Source organism: Algoriphagus taiwanensis, from assembly GCF_036245645.1.
Classification (GTDB): Bacteria; Bacteroidota; Bacteroidia; order Cytophagales; family Cyclobacteriaceae; genus Algoriphagus; species Algoriphagus taiwanensis.
This window is the reverse complement of record NZ_BTPE01000002.1, coordinates 262,715-282,422: the sequence shown is the minus strand read 5'-3', so window position 1 is coordinate 282,422 and position 19,708 is coordinate 262,715. Positions and strand designations below refer to the sequence as shown.

Here is a 19,708-nt window from a genome sequence, read left to right as displayed (position 1 = left end):
CATCTATGCCAGAACCAATCCCGCAAAAAAGCCTTAAAACACGTCATTTTCAGCATTTCTCGCTTTCTACTCGGACGTTTTTGTCCGCTGACGGGCAATTCTATTTTTCCTTAGGAAAAAAGGAAATTGGACAGAAATCAGTAGCTTAAATAAATTATCAGCCCATGTACGTCAAAAGAAACTATAGCCTTTGGATGACCGTCCGCTGGTCCAAAAAATCCCTGATCAATGGATTGATCTATTCTGCATTGATTGTCTTTTTATATGAGATTTCTCCCATCCCCTTTTCCCTTCCTTGGCAACCAATATCTGTAATTGGCGTAGCTGTCGCCTTTTTCCTGGGCTTCAAAAACAACTCATCCTACGATCGTGCTTGGGAGGCCAGGAAAATCTGGGGAGCTATTGTGAATGACAGCAGGACTTTTGCCACGGCTATTCTTTCCTTACCAGGGAGTGAAGTGGTTTTTTCCTGGAAAAAAGAGATGATTTTTAGGCATCTGGCGTGGCTGGTAGCGCTAAAACATGCCCTAAGAAAAGGAAAATCTTGGGAGCATAATTTGCCGGTGGAGAAAATGGTCTTCACACCCGCCTTCAAAGAAGAGATTAAGGATGGCCTGAATCCGGAAATCACAAAATACCTCTCCCCAGAAGAATGGGAGCAAATTCAGACCTATTCCAACTTTCCCACCCAACTGCTAAAAAGGCAAAGTCTGGAGCTGGAAAAAATCCATGAATCGGGGGCTTTGGATTCTTACAAACAGGTGTGGTTGCACCAATTGATCAGCCGGTTTTACGACACGCAAGGAATGAGCGAACGAATCAAAAATTTTCCATTTCCCAGACAATATGCCTCCACCGGACTTTGGATTACCTACATCTTTTGTGCTCTGATTCCCTTGGGCCTTTTGGATATTTTTGAACAATCCCCAGCCATGCATTATTGGTTGACGGTACCCTTCTCAGGAATCATTATTTGGATTTTTTTCCTGGTAGATCGAATTGGGGATTTTTCAGAAAATCCGTTTGAAGCAGGATATAATGACGTTCCGATCTCCTCCATAACCCGAGTGATAGAGATTGACCTTTTGGAAATGCTAGACGAAAAAGATATTCCAGAACCTTATCCAGTAGAAAATGGATTTTTGATGTAAAGGGGTTAGGAGGTAAGGAAGTTGGGAGGTAAGGAAGTTAAGTTAGGCCAATGGAAATTTTTCAGACTGCTGAATTTTACCTTTTGATTTAATTTACCAAGGTTCTGAGGAACATCTTCCCCCATACTTCCATACTCCCCTGCCTCCTGCTTCATCACTCATTCTTGATACTCTTTACTGGATTGGCCCAGGCTGCTTTGATCGTCTGGGACACTACCGTCACTGCGGCAATCACTCCGGCACCCAATCCAGCCCAAAGAAACACGGACCAATGAACTCCGATGCTGTAGGCAAAATCCTCCAGCCAGCTATTCATCCCAAACCAGGAAATCGGAATAGCGATCAAAAAGCCGATTCCTACCAGCTTCAGGAAGTCTTTTCCAAGAAGAAGTAAAATATTTCCAGTCTCGGCACCCATCACTTTTCGGATTCCGATTTCTCGTGTTCTTTGCTCAGTCGCAAAGGTGACCAATCCCAAAAGTCCCAAAATGGAAATCAATACGGCCAAAGCTGAGAAGAAAGTAAAAATTGTTTTTACCCGATCTTCTGCTTCATACTGTCTGTTGAAGCCCTCGTCCACAAAGGTCGGCTCAAAAGGAAAATCAGGTCTCAGTTGAGCCCATTCTGCCTCCAGGTAAGCCATGACCTGTTCACGCTGATCAGCTTGAATCTTAAAACTGACCGGATTCTTTCGATCGGTGGCGATCAAGAAGACGATCGGAACTATCGGCTGATGCAAACTTTCAAAGTGGAAATCTTGCATGACTCCAGTCACAAATCCCCGACGCCCCCCATACAAAAACTGTTTCCCAACCGCATCCTCCGGACTGGACCAGCCGATCTCCCGGACAGCCGTCTCGTTGAGGATAAAGGCTTCCGTCGAGTCACTTGCCAAGTCGTAATTAAAGTTTCTTCCGGCAACCGTGTTGATGCCGTAAGTGTCCAGAAAATTATGCGCCACATGGATATCGGCAATCCGAATGTTGAGCTGGCTCATTTCACCATTCACTTCGGCAGTTGCCCCTTGTGAATCCAGCAATCTTCCAGAAGGAACCCGACTTGAAATGCTAACAGACTGGATACCGGGATGATTTTCCCATCGGTCTTTGAGGATGAGGTAGTTATTTTGAATCTCAGCATTAGAAGGCAAATAGACCACGTCTTCTTTTTCAAAACCCAAATCTTTCCCCACCATAAAATTCAGCTGTCCGACTACCACCAATACTGCAACGATCAGCACCACCGAAATCGCAAACTGACCAACAACCAAAACGGAGCGAAATCGTTCATGAACTTTTCCTGCTTTGAAAGCGCCTTTCAACACTTTGGCAGGCATAAAGCCTGATAAGAACAAGGCCGGATAACTCCCTGAAATCAAACCCACAAAGGCCATGATTCCTAGAATTCCCAGGAAATATTGAGGATTTTGGAAGAAATTCAAACTCAATGGCCGCTCAGAAAAGTTAGCAAAGGTTGGCAAAAACAAAAACACCAAAATCAAAGCAAAAAGCATCGCCATCCCAGTCATGACAAAGGATTCCCCCAAAAACTGTCTAACCAACAAACCTCGGTCTGCACCCATGACTTTGCGAAGCCCCACCTCCATCGACCGTAAAGAAGAGCGGGCGGTGGAGAGATTCATAAAATTGATACAGGCAATAAGCAGAATGAAGAAAGCCACTGCCAAATAGATATAGACATAATCGATATTCCCATTGGCCTCGATCTCAGAATCCAGATTGCTGTACAAATGGATATCCTGAATTGGCCAAAGAAACAATTGTGTTCCCTTGGACATGGGGATTCCTGATTGGGTTTCTCCCATATGCCGATCGATCAAACTGGGAAGTTTTGCTTCGAAGTCTTTGTAATCCAGTCCTTCCCGGAGCTTGATATAGGTAGAGAAGTTGTTCGAGCCATAATTGGACATGAAGGCTTCCAAACCACCATAAAACTGCACTACAGGTACCATGGAAGCCAAAAAGTCCACATGAAAGTGGGAATTTTCCGGCATGTCTTTCATCACCCCGCGGACTTGGAAAGTCACTTCCTGTCCATTGAGCAGGGCCAAGAGCTCTTTCCCAACAGCCGGTGCATCTCCAAAATAGCGCTTGGCAGTGCTTTCCGTCAGGACTAATCCATCGGCTTGATCCAAGGCAGATTTTCCCTCTCCCGAGATCACCTCCCAACCAAAAACATCAAAGGCCTCTTGATCCGCAAAGAAAAACCGTTCTTCCTCGAAGGCATTTCCTCCTGATTTGATCAGGGGATTGAAGTTGAAAAGCCGGGCAGAAACTTCCACATCCTCCGGAAAATCGGATTTGATCAGGGGACCAAAAGGCGGTGCCGTATGCCCCAAATGAAGGCTGATTTGTCCGTCGGGATTAAACCATGCACGGGAAACCCGATACAGTCGATCCCCATCAGGATGGTAATTATCATAACTCAGCTCAAACTGCACATAGAGCAAAATGATGATACTCACCGCCATCCCAATCGCCAACCCGATCAAATTGATCAGGACATACATGGGATGCTTTTTGGCGTTTCGGAAGACGATTTTGAAGTAATTTTTAAACATGGCTTTTCTTTTTTAGGAAGAAAAAATGCCGATAAAGCAGCACTCTACCGGCATTTTATTCATTATAGGGCTGGGTGGGTATTATTTCTTGATCACTCGGGATGAACCGGACACTCCGATGCTTTGCTTCTGTGGATTGCCTCGATAGTAGACATTGCCTGAACCTGAGGAGCCGATAGTTAGAGAATCATTGACTCCGATGGAAGTATTTCCTGAGCCGGATTTTCCGATATCGACAATGTCAGCGGTGAAATCCAAGGCATCCAAATCCCCGGAACCGGATTGACCTACAGTAGCTTTATCTGCCGTTCCTCCGTCTATTTCAATTCTTCCTGATCCGCTCATGCCAATATTGATTTTTCCAACATTTAGATTTTTGGCCAGGATATTTCCAGAACCGGAAAGTCCCATGTTGAATGAATCCGAACCGAAATCAGACTCCAAGTACATGTTTCCAGAGCCTCCATTTCCTACCGAGTTGAGTTCACGGACAGTCACATAGACCGTCAAGTCCACATTTCTCCAATTGCCTTTTTCCAATCGGATTTTCAATTGTCCGTTTTCAACCTTTGTAATGACTTTGCTGAGGTCAAAAGATCTAGATTCCAGTCTGACTTCATCCTTAGCCCCTTTGGTGATATAAATATCCCAGCTCCCCGAGTTTTCTACTTGGGTAAAAGAGCCAGGAGTTCTGGTCTCCGAATTTTGGGCAAGGGACAGCACACTTCCCATCAGGAAGAGTAAAAGTGCGAGGAAAGATTTTTGAAGATTCATAGTTTTTAGAAGTTGGGTTGGTTTAGTGATTATTTATTTTTCATGAATGATGCCAAGGCAAAATCTGCCTTGAACTGCTTTAAAGCGACATTTTTTAATTTCTCTTGTCCGTTGCCAGCGCTTTTTGCCCGTGAGCGGACGATTTGAATTGACTTAGTTTTTTAGGAAAAATCCCCGATTTCGGTTCAATTATTCATTCTTCAAATAATCGACTGGATTGGAAGCGGCTGTTTTGAAGCTTTGGTAACTGACGGTGAGCCAAGCGATGAAAATGGAAATCAAACCAGCTCCCAAAATCATCCACCAACCGATCTCTGTTCGATAGGCGAAATTTTGCAACCAATATTTTTCCAGGAAATAATAACTGATCGGTCCGCCCAAGACAAAGGCTATCAGAACCAACAGAGTAAAATCCTTGCTGAGAATAGTCACCAGATTAAGCATAGAAGCACCCAAGGCTTTTCGGATACTGATCTCTTTGGAACGCTGCTCGGTAGTGTAGGCCGCTAAGCCGAACAATCCCAAACATGCAATTCCAATAGCCAGAACTGTGAAAATGAGAATGATATTGCCCATCTTTTGCTCCTTCTGAAATAGCATATTAAAGTCAGCATCCAAGAAAGAATATTCAAATGGAGCCCCTCCTGAGTGTTTTTTCCAAATTTCTTCCAAGACCTCAATCTGATCCGAATAGTTACCTGGACTCAGGCGAATCGCCATCTCGTTGAAGTCGTTTCTGGTTCCCAGCATCATTACCAGTGGTCGGACATTTTGGCGAAGGCTCTCATAATTGTAGTCCTCCAAAACCCCAACCACCTTGCGATAAGTAATCGAGCCATCTTCGCTCCAAAAGCCACCGACTTCCTGTGTGCCGTCCAACTCAGTCCAACCCATTTGAGCCATAGCGGCCTGATTGATTAGAATCGAGCCGGTGTCAGCCGTGATTTCTCGAGAGAAAAACCTACCGGAAGCCAACTTCAGCCCCAAAGTCTTCAGATGATCTTCGTCGACCACATTGATATTGCAAAGAATATCCTGCTGCTTGTCTTTGGTTCGCATTACAGAATTCCAATTGGTATTAGGAGGCAAACTGCTCGCATAGCTAGCTTCGATAAAGCCCGTTTGGCTCAACAAATCCTGCTTGAAGGCATCCTGATTGGTGCCCAAAGACCGCACATGAAGCAGAGAAAGCACATTTTCCTTGTCAAAACCCAGGTTTTTTGCCTGCATGAATCCCAGCTGCTTGTAGACCACCATGCTGGAAATGATCAAAATGGTGGAGATAAAAAACTGAAACACCACCAGTCCACTTCTCAGCCCGGAGCGCTTTACTCCGCTTCTGAGTTTTCCTTTCAAAACCGTCACTGGAGAAAAGGAGGTCAAGTAAAATGCAGGGTAGGAACCTGCAATCAAGCCTACCACTAAAAGGAATAAAACGAAAGCCAGCAAAAATTGAGGCTGGATCAAAAATCCGAACCCAAGATCCTTCCCTGACAAGGCATTGAATGGTTTGAGCAAAACCAGAATTACTCCCAAGGCCAGAATTCCTTCAAAAACACAATACAAAAGCGATTCGGCCAGGAATTGTCCGACCAATCTTCCCTTGTTTGCTCCAATGGATTTTCGGACTCCGACTTCTTTGGCCCGGTTGGCAGATCGGGCAGTGGCCAGATTCATGAAATTAATGCAGGCGATCAACAGGATGAAAATTGCAATGGCAGTGAAAAGAATCAGATATTGCTCATTGCCGGAAGCTTTGATTTCGTCATCGGTATTTGACTTTAAGTAAATGTCCTGAAGCGGCATGGTATGAATCCCATAATCGTTACCCTGCTCTTGGAACGTTTTCAGAGGAATACCCAAAAAGGCCAAAATCTCCTCTCCCACGTATTTTTCCACAAATCCATTGATGGCCTGCTGGATTTGCTGAGGATCAGTACCCTCCACCAATCGGTAATAGGTGTAGATGTTATTACTCGTCCAGTTTTCCTGCTCGAAGTACCAAAAGTTTTCTCCGGAAATTATCGCATCAAAAGCCAAGTGGGAATTGGTAGGGAAATCAGCTACGACACCAGTGACTTCCAAAGGTTTATTTTCAGAACCGCTCAAAATGGACTTGCCTAGCGGATCTTCCGCACCAAAGTATTTTTCGGCTACACTTTGAGTCAGCACAACCCGATCGGGACCCACCAAAGCAGTTTTTGGATCCCCTTTGAGCATTTCCAATCCAAAAAACTCAATAAAGTTGGGATCTGCCGCCAGCACTATGGGCTCGGTAAAGGCCTTCTCCTCTAATCGGAAAGGAAAGGTTCTCATTAGCCCAAATCGTACTGCATCTTCCACTTGTGGAAGTTCATTTAGCATCGTGGGAGCCATAGGGGTGGCTGAGGTAGAGGAAGTGAATTCATTTCCGTTCATTTTCCCACTGACATTGGCGCGGTAGATTCGATGTCCGTTGGGAATAAACTGATCATAGCTCAACTCATCAAGCACAAAGAGCGCGATCAGGATACTGGCCGCCATGCCCAGTCCCAGACCGATGATGTTAATGGCTGAATAGATTTTATTACGCTGGAGATTGCGTAGGGCGATAGTGAAATAATTTTTCCACATAGCTGGGGTTGGTTTAGTTGGCAGGAAAAATGAGTTGGTTTAGTTTTCTACTTCTGAGATGCAGCTCTGAAAAAAAAGGTTGCAAGCAGGATTCCAATTCGGTCAAAAAATCAAAAAATGCCTCCAGGACTATTCCAGAGGCATCTTTTTAGGTATTTGGAAAAAACTTACCTGTCTTGCTTTCGAACAGTTCGGACACTATTCGTTGCGAATGGACTCTACAGGATTGGACCAAGCGGCTTTTATGGCTTGAAAACCCACGGTCAATAGGGCCAAGCCAATGGAACCGACTCCGGCTAGAACAAAAGTCAATGCCGAAAATCCAGCCTGATAAGGAAAATCAGCCTGCCAGCCTTGCGTGGCATAATAAGCAAGTGGAAATGCAACAAGCATGGCTACCACTACCAAAATCAGAAAGTCTTTGCTGATCAGGGTTAGAAGACTCGGAGTACTGGCACCCAATACTTTTCGAATCCCAATCTCTTTGGTTCGCTGCTGCACCGAATAGGCTGAAAGCCCAAATAGTCCCAAGCAGGAAATCAAAATGGCCAAGCCGCCTGCAACGCTGAAAGCCTGGCTAAGCTGCTGCTCTTGCTGGTATTGTCGGCCGTAGATTTCATCCAAAAAAGAATAGGTAAATGGATTTCCAGGGAATACCTCCTTGTAGATTTTTTCGATTTCCCCGATTTGGGCCGACATATTCGAATTGTCCAGAATTAAAGTAAAATAACCGGAGGCTTCAGCAGCCAAGAGAACCAACGGACTGATTTCTTCTCTTAAAGACATGTGGTGGTAATCGGCTATCACGCCTACCACCTCAAAAGGCTCTCCCCACAAAATCGATTGGCCTACGGCCGCCTCTGGACTTTCAAATCCCAATTGCTTTGCCGCTTTGGAATTGAGCATGACTTTTCTAAGGTTGTTCCAATTGGCCTCCGCTTCTCCCCGATTAAAGCTCCTTCCTGCCAATACTTCGATGCCGTAGGTAGAAATGAACTGATCATCAATGATAAACATGGAGTAGTTGTAATCCTTGTCCTCCGGTCTTGGAACTGAGGGGGTGATTCCTCCTGCCGAAAAATTATAGCTGTAACCCGGCAGGGAATTAGATCCGGCCAAACCCTGAACGAAACTTTGAGCGAGAAGCCTTTGACGGAAAGCGTCCATTTTCCCGGCTTTATCTCCCTGAAAATCTTCAGGACCTTCTATGATGACTCTTTGGGTTAGTTCCATGCCCAAAGGCTGACTTTGCATATAACTCAATTGATCCTGGATTACCAGTGTGCACAAAATAATCCCGATGGAAATCACAAACTGGAAGACTACCAAGGCCTTTCTACCCCATTGCTGGTCTTTTGCTGAGAATCGAAGCTTAGAATTTTTCTCAAATTGCCCGGAAAGAACAACTACATAGCCACCGGAAAAAGCTGCAGCGGCAACCACGATCATTACCAGCATTCCGATGGCCCAAGGTTGAACCCAGATATTTTCTGCGATTGGCTTGCCTAACAATTCGCTGGCAAATGGACTGAGAAGCTGAAAGAGAACCAGAGCTAGGCCCAAGGAAACCCCAATCAGCAAAAGTGTCTCGACCATAAACTGGTGAGCCAACTGCCAAGAAAATGCCCCCATCACCTTTCTCATTCGGATTTCCTTGATTCTAGTCAGGAGGTTTGCCGAGGAAAGATTTAGGTAATTGACAAAGGCGATCAGAAGAATCAAAACTGCCATGGCTAGAAAAACCAAAACGCTACCCATTGAACTAGTTTTGGGAAGGGGGTCTGAAATTCCCGATCCCAAATGAATTTCCTCCAAAGGCTGAAGAAAAATCTGATCCTCCTTGGTATTGGGGTTTTGCCGGATAAAATCAGTCATCTGGGCTTCCAAACTTTCAGGATTTTCTCCCTCCTTCACCAGTAAAAACATATTCACGAAACCAGACTCCAAGCCGTTGGGGTCTGCCCAGCCATTCCCTTTTCGGTATTCGGGGCGCTCCAAGGTGTGAATAGAGAGGAAAATATCCCCTTCAAAATCCGATTGGGCGGGGATCTTATCTAGAACCCCCGTAATAGTAAAATCAGCCTTCCCAAATTGATTGCTCAGTGAAATGGCTTTACCCAAAGCGTCTTCTGCACCAAAGTATTTTTCGGCCAATGCCTTTGTCAGAACAGCCGTATAGGGTTGGTCCAGATTTCCCGAGCCTCTATTCAGGCTAAAAGAGAAATTTTGGAAAAAATCACCTTCAACAAATCCGATTGCATTTTCCTTAAAAGCCAAATCAGTACCCGGAATAGCTACCAGTCCTCCGCCTATGTAGCCTGCAAATCGATCAGCCGCTTCCACTTGAGAGAAATTACTCTCGATTATTCCTGCATATCCCGGAGCAAGATAGGTTTCATATTCCCCACTTCCCTCTTGAACCACCAAACGATAAATCCGATCCTTATTGACATGAAAATCATTGAAGGAAAATTCGCTGACCACAAAGGCCTGCAATACCAAAAAGCAAAAAAGTCCGAGCACAAGCCCCAGAATATTTACCAGAGAAAAAAGTCTTCTTTTGAGCAGATTTCGAAGGGCGATTTTGAAATAGTTTTTCAGCATAGGTTATAAAAGCTAAAGATCTTTGAAATGAAGGCCAGTTTCTGTGCCATAAAAAAACTCCCCAAAACCCTTGATTTCAGTATTTTTTGGGGAGTCAATTCCAATTCAGCGAACAAAAACGCCCGATATCGACCAGAATCTATTCTGTCTTGATGGCTTGGACAGGATTGGAATGTGCAGCCTTTAGTGATTGAAGGGTGACAGTGAGGAAGGCAATTCCCATGATAGCCCCAGCTGCCAAAGGAATAAACCACCACTCAAATGAAATCCGATATTGATAGCCGGATAGCCAATCTTCCATGACCCAAAAGGCAACTCCAGAACCAATAATGATCGAAAGACTTACGATCAAAATAAATTCCCGGTTGATTACCTGAAGGATGGAAAAGGTCGAAGCTCCCAATACCTTGCGAATGCCGATTTCTTTGGTCTTTTGCTCAGCTACATGAGCAGACAATCCCAAGAGTCCCAAACAAGAAATCAAAATGGTCAAAATGCTGAAATATTGCGCCAAGTCTCTTAGCCGCACATCTTCCTGGTACAAGCGAGCGTAATTTTCGTCCATAAAGCTATACTCAAATGGGAACTCGGGATTGAGTTTCTTGCCAGTACTCTCCAAAAATTCCACCGTTTCTTGAATCTTTTCGGTATTTACCTTGACAAAAGCCTGCCAGGTATTATCCGGATCCAGCAATAGGATGGCTGGAGCTACATTTTGTCTAAAGCTTTCGAAATGAAAGTCTTTGACCACACCGGTGATACTCCTTTCTTCTTCCCAAAGCCTGAAAAATTCTTGCCCCTCCTTGTCCTGTTCCATCAGTCGAAGGGCTGCTTCATTCAATATGGCACCTGAAACCGAATCTGTTCCATTTTCCCTCGAGAACTCTCTACCTTTTACCAATTGAAGCCCAGTGGATTCAAGAAAATCATAATCTACCCGAATGATCTCAAACAAAGCGGCATTTTCCGGGTCTTTGCCATCCCATTCAACTCCACCTGTATTGGAGTTCCTTCCCAAAAACCCAAATGAAGATCTGGAGACGGCCAAAATGTTTTCATTTCGCTCCAACTCGGATTTGAAAATATCAAAATCCTCCAGAAGCTTCCCCTCCAAGGGGACTTGGATCAATTGATCTTTAGAATAGCCCAGATCTTGATTGAGTGCATAACTTATCTGCTGATAAACCACCAAGGTGGAAACAATCAGGATGGTGGCCAGTATAAATTGAAATAATACCAAGCCTTTTCTGGCTAGAACCACTCCTCTACCCGATTTGGTAAAAGAACGGAAAACAGATACCACTTTAGTGGCCGAAAGGTAGAATGCAGGATAACTTCCAGCGATCAAACCGGTAATCAGGATGATGCCAAAAAGATTGATCCAAAACCATCCCGATAGATAGGGCACAAACATTTCCTTCCCAGTCAAATTATTAAAAACGGGAAGAGTAAGCTCAACCAAAATCACAGCAAAAGCAGCCGAAAAAAAAGTGATTAGCAGCGACTCACTGAGAAACTGGAAAATCAAGGAGTTTTTATTAGCTCCGGAAACTTTGCGTACTCCGACTTCCTTGGCCCTCTTTTGAGATTTTGCAGTACTCAAATTCATGAAATTGATACAGGCAATGACCAAAACAAAAATTCCGATCATGGCAAACAGTTTCACATTTTTGATTCTGCCCTCTACAGGTTTACCCTCGTTCCATTGTCCATAGAGGTAAAGATCACCGAGAGGATAGGCAAACAAGTCCACATTTGAACCATCATTTTTCTCAGCGATATAATTGGAAATACTCTTGGAAAAGGCTTCTCCATCTACTCCTTCCCTTAGTTTGAGAACAGTACTGGGCCCATTATTCCCCCACTCAGCCAACCAATCATTTTCCTTGAAAAACAAAGAATAGGGCAATAAATAGTCAAATTTCAGGGTTGCACTAGAAGGCAAATCTTTCAATACTCCCTGAACAATGAAATTTTTGACATCTGTTCCCTGCCTCACCTCGACATCCTCTCCTACCACATCAGTTCGTCCAAAAAGAGAAATAGCCCCTTTTTCAGTTAAGACCACATGATTGTTTTCCGTCAGCATGCGATTGGGATCTCCTTCCAGCACTTCAAACTGGTAAATATGGATCAAATCGGGCATCGCATAGATTCCATCCAACTTGATTCGCTGGTCTCCTTGGATAAAAAGCTGCGTCTGATTCCAGGTGTAAGTAGAGGCAAACTCTATCTCTGAAAGTGTCTCTTTCATACTCTCTGCCAAAACTCCCGGGGTAGAAGTAGTGGTGAAAATTTCGGAACCATAGTGTTGATGCTCCATCACCCGATAAATCCGATCGATATCAGCAAATTCACGGTTGATACGGAGCTCTGAATCCACCCATAATCCGATCAGAATGGCTGCCCAAAGGCCCAAAGCCAATCCAAAAAGATTGATAAAAAAGGTAAGCTTGTGCTTGGCAAAGCCACGAAAGGCGATTTTTAGATAGTTGGAAAGCATAGAGTTGGGAAGTATGGGGGTGTGGGAGTTGGGGGTATGGAAGTTAGGAGGTATGGGAGTTGGGGGTATGGAAGTTGACGAGAATGTCGAATAGAATTTTTGGGGGATGTTTTAAAGTATTTTGGATTTCAATAAATTGAATTTCAATTGTTTAACATCAATAAATCTAGACAATCATGGAAACTTTTAAATTTGAAAAACTGAGAATCTGGCATACTTCTATGGGTTTTGGGGAGCTGATTTTTGAAGCATCGAGCAAATTTCCTAGTGATGAAAAATTCAATTTGATTTCTCAAATACGTCGGGCTGCTGATTCCATAGCCTTAAATATCGCAGAAGGGTCCACTGGCCAATCAACCAAGGAGTTCCGAAAATTCACTGGTTATTCCTTACGATCTCTGGCTGAAGTTGTCACCTGTTTGCACAAAGCAAGAAGAAGGAAATATCTAACTGAAGCTAAATTTTCGAACTTCTACTCCCAAGCCTATGCCTTGATGAATAGTATGGGAGCCTTTCGGGCCACTCTGAAAACCAAGAAGGCCACGGGAAATGGAAACGTAAATTCAGGCGGAAATTAACTTCCTTGCTTCCTTACTCCCATACTCCCCTGCTTCAAACATGAAACTGCTCCCTAATATTTTCCGTCACCACTTTGCCATCGAATAGGTTGATGACTCGGTGGGCATAGTTGGCATCGTGAGGAGAGTGAGTTACCATGACGATGGTGGTTCCTTCGTTGTTCAGTTCTTCCAAAAGGCGCATTACTTCTTCACCATTCTTAGAGTCCAAGTTACCTGTAGGTTCATCGGCAAGGATTACAGAAGGCTTGGCTACTATCGCCCGGGCAATAGCCACACGCTGCTGCTGACCACCGGAAAGCTGCTGAGGAAAGTGATTTCTTCTATGCATGATATTCATTCGGGTCAAGACCTCTTCCACCCTTTTCTTTCGCTCGTCGGCTGGGGTTTTCAGGTAAAGCAAAGGCAGCTCTACATTTTCAAAAACCGTCAATTCATCAATCAGATTGAAGCTTTGGAATACGAATCCGATATTTCCTTTTCTCAAAGAAGACCGCTGTCTCTCCGAAAACTTGGCGACTTCCTGGTCCAGGAAATGATACTCTCCGCTGTCCGGATTGTCCAAAAGGCCGATGATATTCAGTAAAGTGGATTTACCACACCCAGAAGGTCCCATGATTGCGACAAATTCTCCCTTTTTAATTTCAATTTGGATTCCGTCCAATGCGGTAGTTTCTACTTCCTCTGTGGTGTAGAGTTTTTTGAGATTGACGGTTTTGATTACGTTTTCCATTTTTTTGATAGTTGTCCGATGCCCGATGTCGGATGTCCGATGTCGTCAACCGGAAGTTGATAGTAATTATTTGATTTTTGACTTAAAGGATTGAAGCATATTCATAAGATGAAAAGCTTCCTGATATAGTTGCTTGAATACTTCGGAATTGATGTAGTTTCTTCGTTTTGCTTTATGCAGACAAGTCACAACCTCAGCTAAAGACCTGACGGCATAATTGATGAATTTGATAAACTCAGGATTAGACTGAGAGATTGACCCTTCAGCAATATTCAGAGCTATCGAGTCGGCGGCTCTTCTGGCTTGAGAAATTAGATTATAGGTCTCTTCTTTTGGGAAATTTCTTGATTCGTCAAAAATCATTTCTCCAAAATCCATGGCCTTTTGCCAAATCTTAAGGTTTTCAAATTTGAAATGCGCTTGATATTCTTCCATGACAAGTCTTTTTTAACTATTGAAAATCAATTATTTACAGTTAAAAATAATTTGAATACCATAAGACTCAAATACGCATCGGTCACCCGACATCCGACATCGGACTTCCAAACTATTTCAACTCAAGCACCTCATTGTCCCCAAAATTCTCGTACCCGCTGATGATGACTTTTTCACCTTCAACCAGGCCTTCCAGAACTTCATAGAATTCAGGATTTTTTCTACCCAATCGGATATTCCGCTTTTCTGCATTACCCGAAGAGTTCAGTACAAAAACCCAGTTGCCTCCGGTATCCTTGAAGAATCCACCTGTGGGTAAAAGAAGACTTTGTTCACTTTGTCCCAGTTCCAATCGGATTCTCACACTTTGACCTCGGCGAATACCCTCAGGTCTTTCTCCCGTGAAAATCATATCCACTTCAAATCGCCCGTTGGTAATGGTTGGATAGATTTTGTTGATTTCCAGTTCGTACTCACTGCCACTGAGACTAAACTTACCCCGAAGGCCTGTGCTGATTCTGGGAAGATAAAGCTCGTCCACAGGCACTCTTACTTTGAATTCATCCAGAATATCAATCTGCCCGTAGCGCTGTCCGGGATTGATGGCCTGTCCGATCTCCAACTGCTGCGGAGTGGCCAATTGTCCGGCTATAGGCGCAGTAATGACCAGGTTGTCCAAGATATTGCCTACTCCTGTCAAGGAAGCTTGCATCCGATTTTCGGACATCCTCAGCTGATTGAGCTGAATGGACCGGGCGATGGAATCGTTACGGTAGGAGGCATAGGTGAGTTTGCGACGCTTTACATTGTACTCATATTGTTCTTTGACCTCTTCAAACTCCCGATCTGAAACCAACTTTTTCTCATGCAATTCCTTGAAACGTTGATACTGAGGCTCTAGCAAGCTGATTTGGTAGTCGATCTCAGCCAATTGACCCTGCTGATTCAGGTCGTTTTGGTCCAGAAGAAGTCGGGTTTGACGAAGGTTATTGATCTGTTCATAGAGCATGGTTTCCCTCTGCATCACGTCCAGCTGCAGATTGGAGTTGTTGAGAATCAATATAGTATCTCCTCTTTTGACCAAGGCACCTGATTCTCTGACTACCCGATTGATTACCCCGCCTTCTATCGCATCGAGGAAGACAGTTCTGGCTGGCTCAATCTGCCCTGAGACCAAAATGTAGTCGGTAAATTCACCGGTCTTGACTGTCCCGATACTGAGTCGGTCCTTTTCTACATTCATCGTAGATCGGTGGTCGGCAAAACCTAGCTGATAAATAATTCCCCCCAATACCAACACGCCACCGAGCACGGCTGCGATTCTTCGGGGAGTCCACGTCTTTTTTTCCAGTTTTCTGTCCATGTGTACTATTGCCTGTTTTTGGCTTTACACCATTTGCCAATTGCTGTGCCATCCAAAAAGGGCTGTTTACGGCTGAAAAAGGACTTTTTTTCCAAAGGACTAATAGCTGACTCGAACATTTTCGTCCGCCAGCGAACAAAACTTGGTTCAAGCCTTTTCTTTTCCAATTCAAAAAATGAGAACTATCCGCTTTAAAAACGGCCAAAATTGTCCGGAAATGGCACTTTTTGAAAAAAAACTTACGTAATTGATTTTCGGCAGACTTTTAGAATAACTGGTATATACCTTTTAATTACTAATCAGTAAGCACTGTAGGACATGAATGAGCAAAGAATAGGTAAAATCCTGATCGTGGATGACAACGAGGACCTGCTAAAGGCCGCGAAAATTTTTCTCAAAAGGCATTTTGCCCAAGTGGACACCGAGACCAACCCCGATCTCCTGCCCATTCTCACCCACAATGAAAACTACGATGTGATCCTTTTGGATATGAACTTTACCAAAGATGTGAGTTCGGGCCAGGAAGGATTTTATTGGCTTGATCGGGTTTTGGAACTTGATCCATCAGCGGTCGTGGTATTGATTACTGCCTATGGCGATGTGAACTTGGCTGTAAAGGCCATCAAAGAAGGAGCCACAGACTTCGTACTCAAGCCTTGGGAAAATGAGCGTCTGCTGGCGACTCTTAATTCTGCGCTCCAACTCCGTCAGAAAAAACTGGAGGTCAATCTGCTCAAAGATCAAAAGCAAACACTTCAGCAGGACATTGACAACAAATTCAAAGATATTATCGGTCAAAGTCCTGCCATGCAAAAGGTATTTGAAACCATCGAGCGCGTAGCGGGAACTGATGCCAATGTTTTGATTTTGGGAGAGAACGGAACAGGAAAAGAGCTGATCGCAAGGGCCATTCACCGAAATTCCCGAAGAAGCAGAGAGGCTTTCGTAGGGGTGGATTTAGGATCCATCACCAATACACTTTTCGAATCCGAGCTGTTTGGACACAAGAAAGGCTCATTCACCGATGCCAAAGAGGACCGCGCAGGACGCTTCGAACAGGCACATAAAGGAACACTTTTCCTGGACGAAATCGGGAATCTACCACTTCCCCTTCAGGCCAAGCTTTTGGCGGCCCTTCAAAATCGCCAAGTCACCCGAGTCGGTGCCAACCGTCCCGTGGACGTGAATATCCGACTGATCTCGGCCACGAATATGCCGGTGTACAATATGGTTTATGACAATACCTTCCGGCAGGATTTACTGTATCGGATCAATACGATTGAAATCACCTTGCCACCACTACGGGAGCGAGTGGAGGATATTCCTCTTTTGGCTGACCACTTTATCAGCTACTATTCCAAAAAATACAACAAGGATATCCGAAAAGCATCAGAGCCTCTGATCAAACGGATGACTAAGTACCATTGGCCGGGAAATATCCGCGAGCTACAGCATAGCATCGAACGGGCTGTAATCATGAGCAATCACAACGTCCTGCAGCCTGAAGACCTTTTCCTCCAAAAGATGGGACAACCCGAAAAATCCGAGGAAAACGTCAGCTTGGAGCATCTCAACATCGAAGACGTAGAGCGCATTTTAATCCGCAAAGCGCTACAAAAGCATAACGGTCACATTACCCGTGCTGCCGAGGAACTCGGACTTACCCGTTCTTCGCTCTACAGAAGGCTGGAAAAATATGGTTTATAAGAAGTTCTCCTTTGGCATTTCCCTGAGGATTTTGGGGATCGTTTCGGCTTTATTTCTGGCCATTTGGCTGTATTTGAGTCAAAATCTTCTTCTGGCGCCATTTCTTTTGGTTATGGTAGCCGCTCTCCTGACTGGGGAAATGATCTATTTTGTCAACTCCATCAACCAAAAGTTGGCGAGATTTCTTGACTCCATTCGATTCGCTGATTTTTCCTCATCCTTCACCACAGACAGCAAGATGGGGGCTTCCTTTCGTGAGGTAAACACGGCTTTCAACGAAGTGATGGAGGTTTTTAAGCAAACCCGGGCAGAGAAAGAAGAGCAGATGCTTTTTCTCCAGGTAATCATTCAGCACATCAATACCGGGATCATTTCTTTCAATGCAGAAGGCAATATCGGCGTGATTAACAATGCCGCAAAGCACCTGCTTCAAATTCCCCAATTTCGAAATATCAGTGATTTGGGCCGATTATCTCCCCAACTTTTGGAAGAGATTTTGGGCATCAAACCCGGACAAAGACTCTCTTTTCGGGTCAATCCTTCCATACATCTGATCATTCAGTCCACTTCGATCAAGATGGGCGGGCAAAGTTGGACCTTGCTTTCCTTCCAAAACATCAATGCCGAACTCCAATCCAATGAACTGGAAGCCTGGCAAAACCTGACCAAAGTACTCCGGCATGAGATCATGAACTCGATCACGCCGATTTCCAGTTTGGTTGAGTCGCTACGGACCATTCTCGACGAGGACAGCTATGTGCAAAAGGAAGGTATGCTGATCAAAAAAGACGGTTTTCAGGATATTCAGGAAGGATTGGACACGATCGCCAATCGAAGTAAGGGCTTGGTCAACTTTGTCAATGCATACCGTGACTACACCAACATACCTGTTCCCAAAAAGGAGCAAGTTGCAGTGAAAGGGCTTTTTGAAAATGTTTTGGGATTGATGAAAGAAGACCTGAAAAGCCTCCAGGTGGAAGTTCAAACTCAGGTTCTCCCCGAGGATTTGACGGTGCTCTGCGATCCCGATCAGATCTCGATGATTCTGATCAATTTGGTGAAAAATGCGGCCGAATCTCTTCAGACTCGAGCCGACCGTCAGGTATGTTTGAGAGCGGTAGGTCAGGGAGATTTGGGAATTCAGATACAGGTGGAAGACCATGGCCCTGGGATCGTCCCCGAAGCTTTGGAGCGAATTTTTGTTCCTTTCTACACCACAAAAAAAACCGGTTCAGGAATCGGCCTTGCCATTTCCCGACAGATTATGAACCTACATCGGGGCAGCTTGACCGTGGAGTCCGAGCCGGATAAGAAGACGGTGTTCAGTTTGAATTTTAGGTGAAATTCAGTTTCCCAACCTGATTTCAAGATATCAAAGCCCCCTTCAATCTCTCCACATCCTTTTCCTCATTGAAGACATTGACCGAAACCCTAAGGGATGTACCACGAACGGAAACAAAGACTTTGGCCTGTTCCAGTTGTTTTTTGACTTGCTGAGGGTCACTACCGGTGGGCAGGGTTAAAGCAAACAGATGATCGGAACTATGGCGATCCATGGAAAGATGAAGCCCTCGCTCCAGCTGAAACTCGGCTAACTTTTCTTTTAGCCCTCGGGCATAGGAGAGCATAGCTTCAGGAGTCCATTCCAAAATCTGAATCAGGGATTGCTCCAAAATCGGAAGCGTCAGGAAATGGCTCGTCTCCCCCACGTCATATTTAGCAGCTCCGGGAAGATAAGTTTCCTGATAGTCAGTGAGACCTGAAAAATTTCGGGAGTTGGTTCGATTCATCCAAGATTCTTCCAAAGGTTTTCCCGAATTGAAGCGCTCCCCAAAATAGGCCAAAGCCAAGGAATAAGGCCCAAGGAGCCATTTGTAAGTTGCGCAAATCAAGGCATCTATTCCGAAGCGCTCCACATCCATAGGCTGCATTCCGACTGACTGAGTTCCATCTACGATAAATACTGCCCCATTTTCGCAGCATTTTTTCCCTATTGCCTCCAAGTCAAAAGCTACCCCATTCATCCAATGAACCGAAGAAATCAACACTACGGATGTTTCCCCGTCGATGGCCTGGAGTATTCGTTCATTCCAGTCTGCCCCGAAGGATTCAGATTTAGAGTCCGGATGAATGACTACCAGTTTCCCGTCATTTGCTTCTGCCCAATTTTTCAAAGAAAAATACCCGCTCGGAAATTCATCACTTACGGTTATGGCTTTTTTCCCGGAAGCAGAAATCATATTATTCAGCGCAACCGCAAAGCCATAGGAAGTACTCGGAACTAGGGCAATTTGCTCCTTTTGACTATGGATCAATTGGGCAAAAAGGCTCTTCACTCGGTCTACACCCAGAAAAAAATCCTCCGACTGAACAAGGTAGGGCTTTCTCATCCCTTCCAAATCCCTGAGAGCCGCCTCTTCGGACTTTCTTAGAATAGGACCTCGGTAAGCATTGTTGAGATAGGAAACGTCCGAATCGAGAGAGAAAAGGCTTTTCTGGCAGACAAGTGTCATTGGGGGTGATTTAGAAAGGATTTGAGTAGAAAGATCTTATTTAAACCTAACAGCTTAATGGAAAGAGAATCTTCATTTAATCGAAATTAAATTTAAAAATTCCCTTAAAGGGCCTTAAATTAAGAAGTGATTTATTTTTCAAAACAAACCCAA

Annotated in this window: 13 protein-coding genes; 4 read left to right on the top strand and 9 right to left on the bottom strand. The window is 44.5% G+C overall.

Features of this window, described 5'->3' with window-relative positions; genetic code table 11:
• Positions 1-164 precede the first annotated feature (164 nt).
• Positions 165-1,151: a bestrophin family protein gene (locus AAA938_RS03475; RefSeq protein ID WP_338227249.1), complete on the top strand. Its 987-nt coding sequence runs from the start codon at positions 165-167 to the stop codon at positions 1,149-1,151.
• A gap of 154 nt (positions 1,152-1,305) precedes the next feature.
• Here AAA938_RS03475 and AAA938_RS03470 read toward each other — a convergent pair whose 3' ends face one another.
• From AAA938_RS03470 to AAA938_RS03450, 5 genes are all read right to left on the bottom strand, one after another.
• A complete protein-coding gene (locus tag AAA938_RS03470; RefSeq protein WP_338227248.1) occupies positions 1,306-3,732 on the bottom strand; it encodes an ABC transporter permease in 2,427 nt (808 codons plus the stop codon).
• 81 nt (positions 3,733-3,813) lie between these two features.
• Complete coding sequence (locus tag AAA938_RS03465) at positions 3,814-4,506, bottom strand: head GIN domain-containing protein (protein ID WP_338227247.1); 693 nt, start codon at positions 4,504-4,506, stop codon at positions 3,814-3,816.
• A 189-nt stretch (positions 4,507-4,695) separates the two neighbouring features.
• A complete protein-coding gene (locus AAA938_RS03460) occupies positions 4,696-7,119 on the bottom strand; it encodes an ABC transporter permease (RefSeq protein WP_338227246.1) in 2,424 nt (807 codons plus the stop codon).
• A 198-nt stretch (positions 7,120-7,317) separates the two neighbouring features.
• Positions 7,318-9,723: an ABC transporter permease gene (locus AAA938_RS03455; RefSeq protein ID WP_338227245.1), complete on the bottom strand. Its 2,406-nt coding sequence runs from the start codon at positions 9,721-9,723 to the stop codon at positions 7,318-7,320.
• Positions 9,724-9,862: 139 nt separating this feature from the next.
• Complete coding sequence (locus AAA938_RS03450; protein ID WP_338227244.1) at positions 9,863-12,226, bottom strand: ABC transporter permease; 2,364 nt, start codon at positions 12,224-12,226, stop codon at positions 9,863-9,865.
• 176 nt (positions 12,227-12,402) lie between these two features.
• Here AAA938_RS03450 and AAA938_RS03445 point away from each other — a divergent pair, with 176 nt between their 5' ends.
• A complete protein-coding gene (locus AAA938_RS03445; RefSeq protein ID WP_338227243.1) occupies positions 12,403-12,804 on the top strand; it encodes a four helix bundle protein in 402 nt (133 codons plus the stop codon).
• Between the two features lie 34 nt (positions 12,805-12,838).
• Here AAA938_RS03445 and AAA938_RS03440 read toward each other — a convergent pair whose 3' ends face one another.
• The 3 genes from AAA938_RS03440 to AAA938_RS03430 form a co-directional block, all read right to left on the bottom strand.
• The gene (locus AAA938_RS03440) at positions 12,839-13,537 is read right to left on the bottom strand and encodes an ABC transporter ATP-binding protein (protein ID WP_338227242.1); all 699 of its coding nucleotides are present in this window, start codon (positions 13,535-13,537) and stop codon (positions 12,839-12,841) included.
• Positions 13,538-13,603: 66 nt separating this feature from the next.
• Positions 13,604-13,972 (bottom strand): four helix bundle protein, encoded by a 369-nt coding sequence (locus AAA938_RS03435; protein WP_338227241.1) that lies wholly within the window; start codon positions 13,970-13,972, stop codon positions 13,604-13,606.
• Positions 13,973-14,084: 112 nt separating this feature from the next.
• Positions 14,085-15,335 carry an efflux RND transporter periplasmic adaptor subunit gene (locus AAA938_RS03430; RefSeq protein ID WP_338227240.1) on the bottom strand — a complete coding sequence of 417 codons (1,251 nt, stop codon included), beginning with the start codon at positions 15,333-15,335 and terminating at the stop codon, positions 14,085-14,087.
• 318 nt (positions 15,336-15,653) lie between these two features.
• On the opposite strand from AAA938_RS03430, the gene AAA938_RS03425 reads away from it, so the two are divergent.
• Entirely contained in the window at positions 15,654-17,042 is a 1,389-nt protein-coding gene (locus AAA938_RS03425; RefSeq protein WP_338227239.1) for a sigma-54-dependent transcriptional regulator, read from the top strand.
• Positions 17,032-18,384 (top strand): sensor histidine kinase, encoded by a 1,353-nt coding sequence (locus tag AAA938_RS03420; protein WP_338227238.1) that lies wholly within the window; start codon positions 17,032-17,034, stop codon positions 18,382-18,384. Before AAA938_RS03425 ends, AAA938_RS03420 begins: the two co-directional genes overlap by 11 nt.
• Before the next feature lie 22 nt (positions 18,385-18,406).
• Here the strand turns inward: AAA938_RS03420 and AAA938_RS03415 are convergent, their stop codons facing one another.
• Positions 18,407-19,555 carry an aminotransferase class V-fold PLP-dependent enzyme gene (locus AAA938_RS03415; protein ID WP_338227237.1) on the bottom strand — a complete coding sequence of 383 codons (1,149 nt, stop codon included), beginning with the start codon at positions 19,553-19,555 and terminating at the stop codon, positions 18,407-18,409.
• Positions 19,556-19,708: the final 153 nt, after the last annotated feature.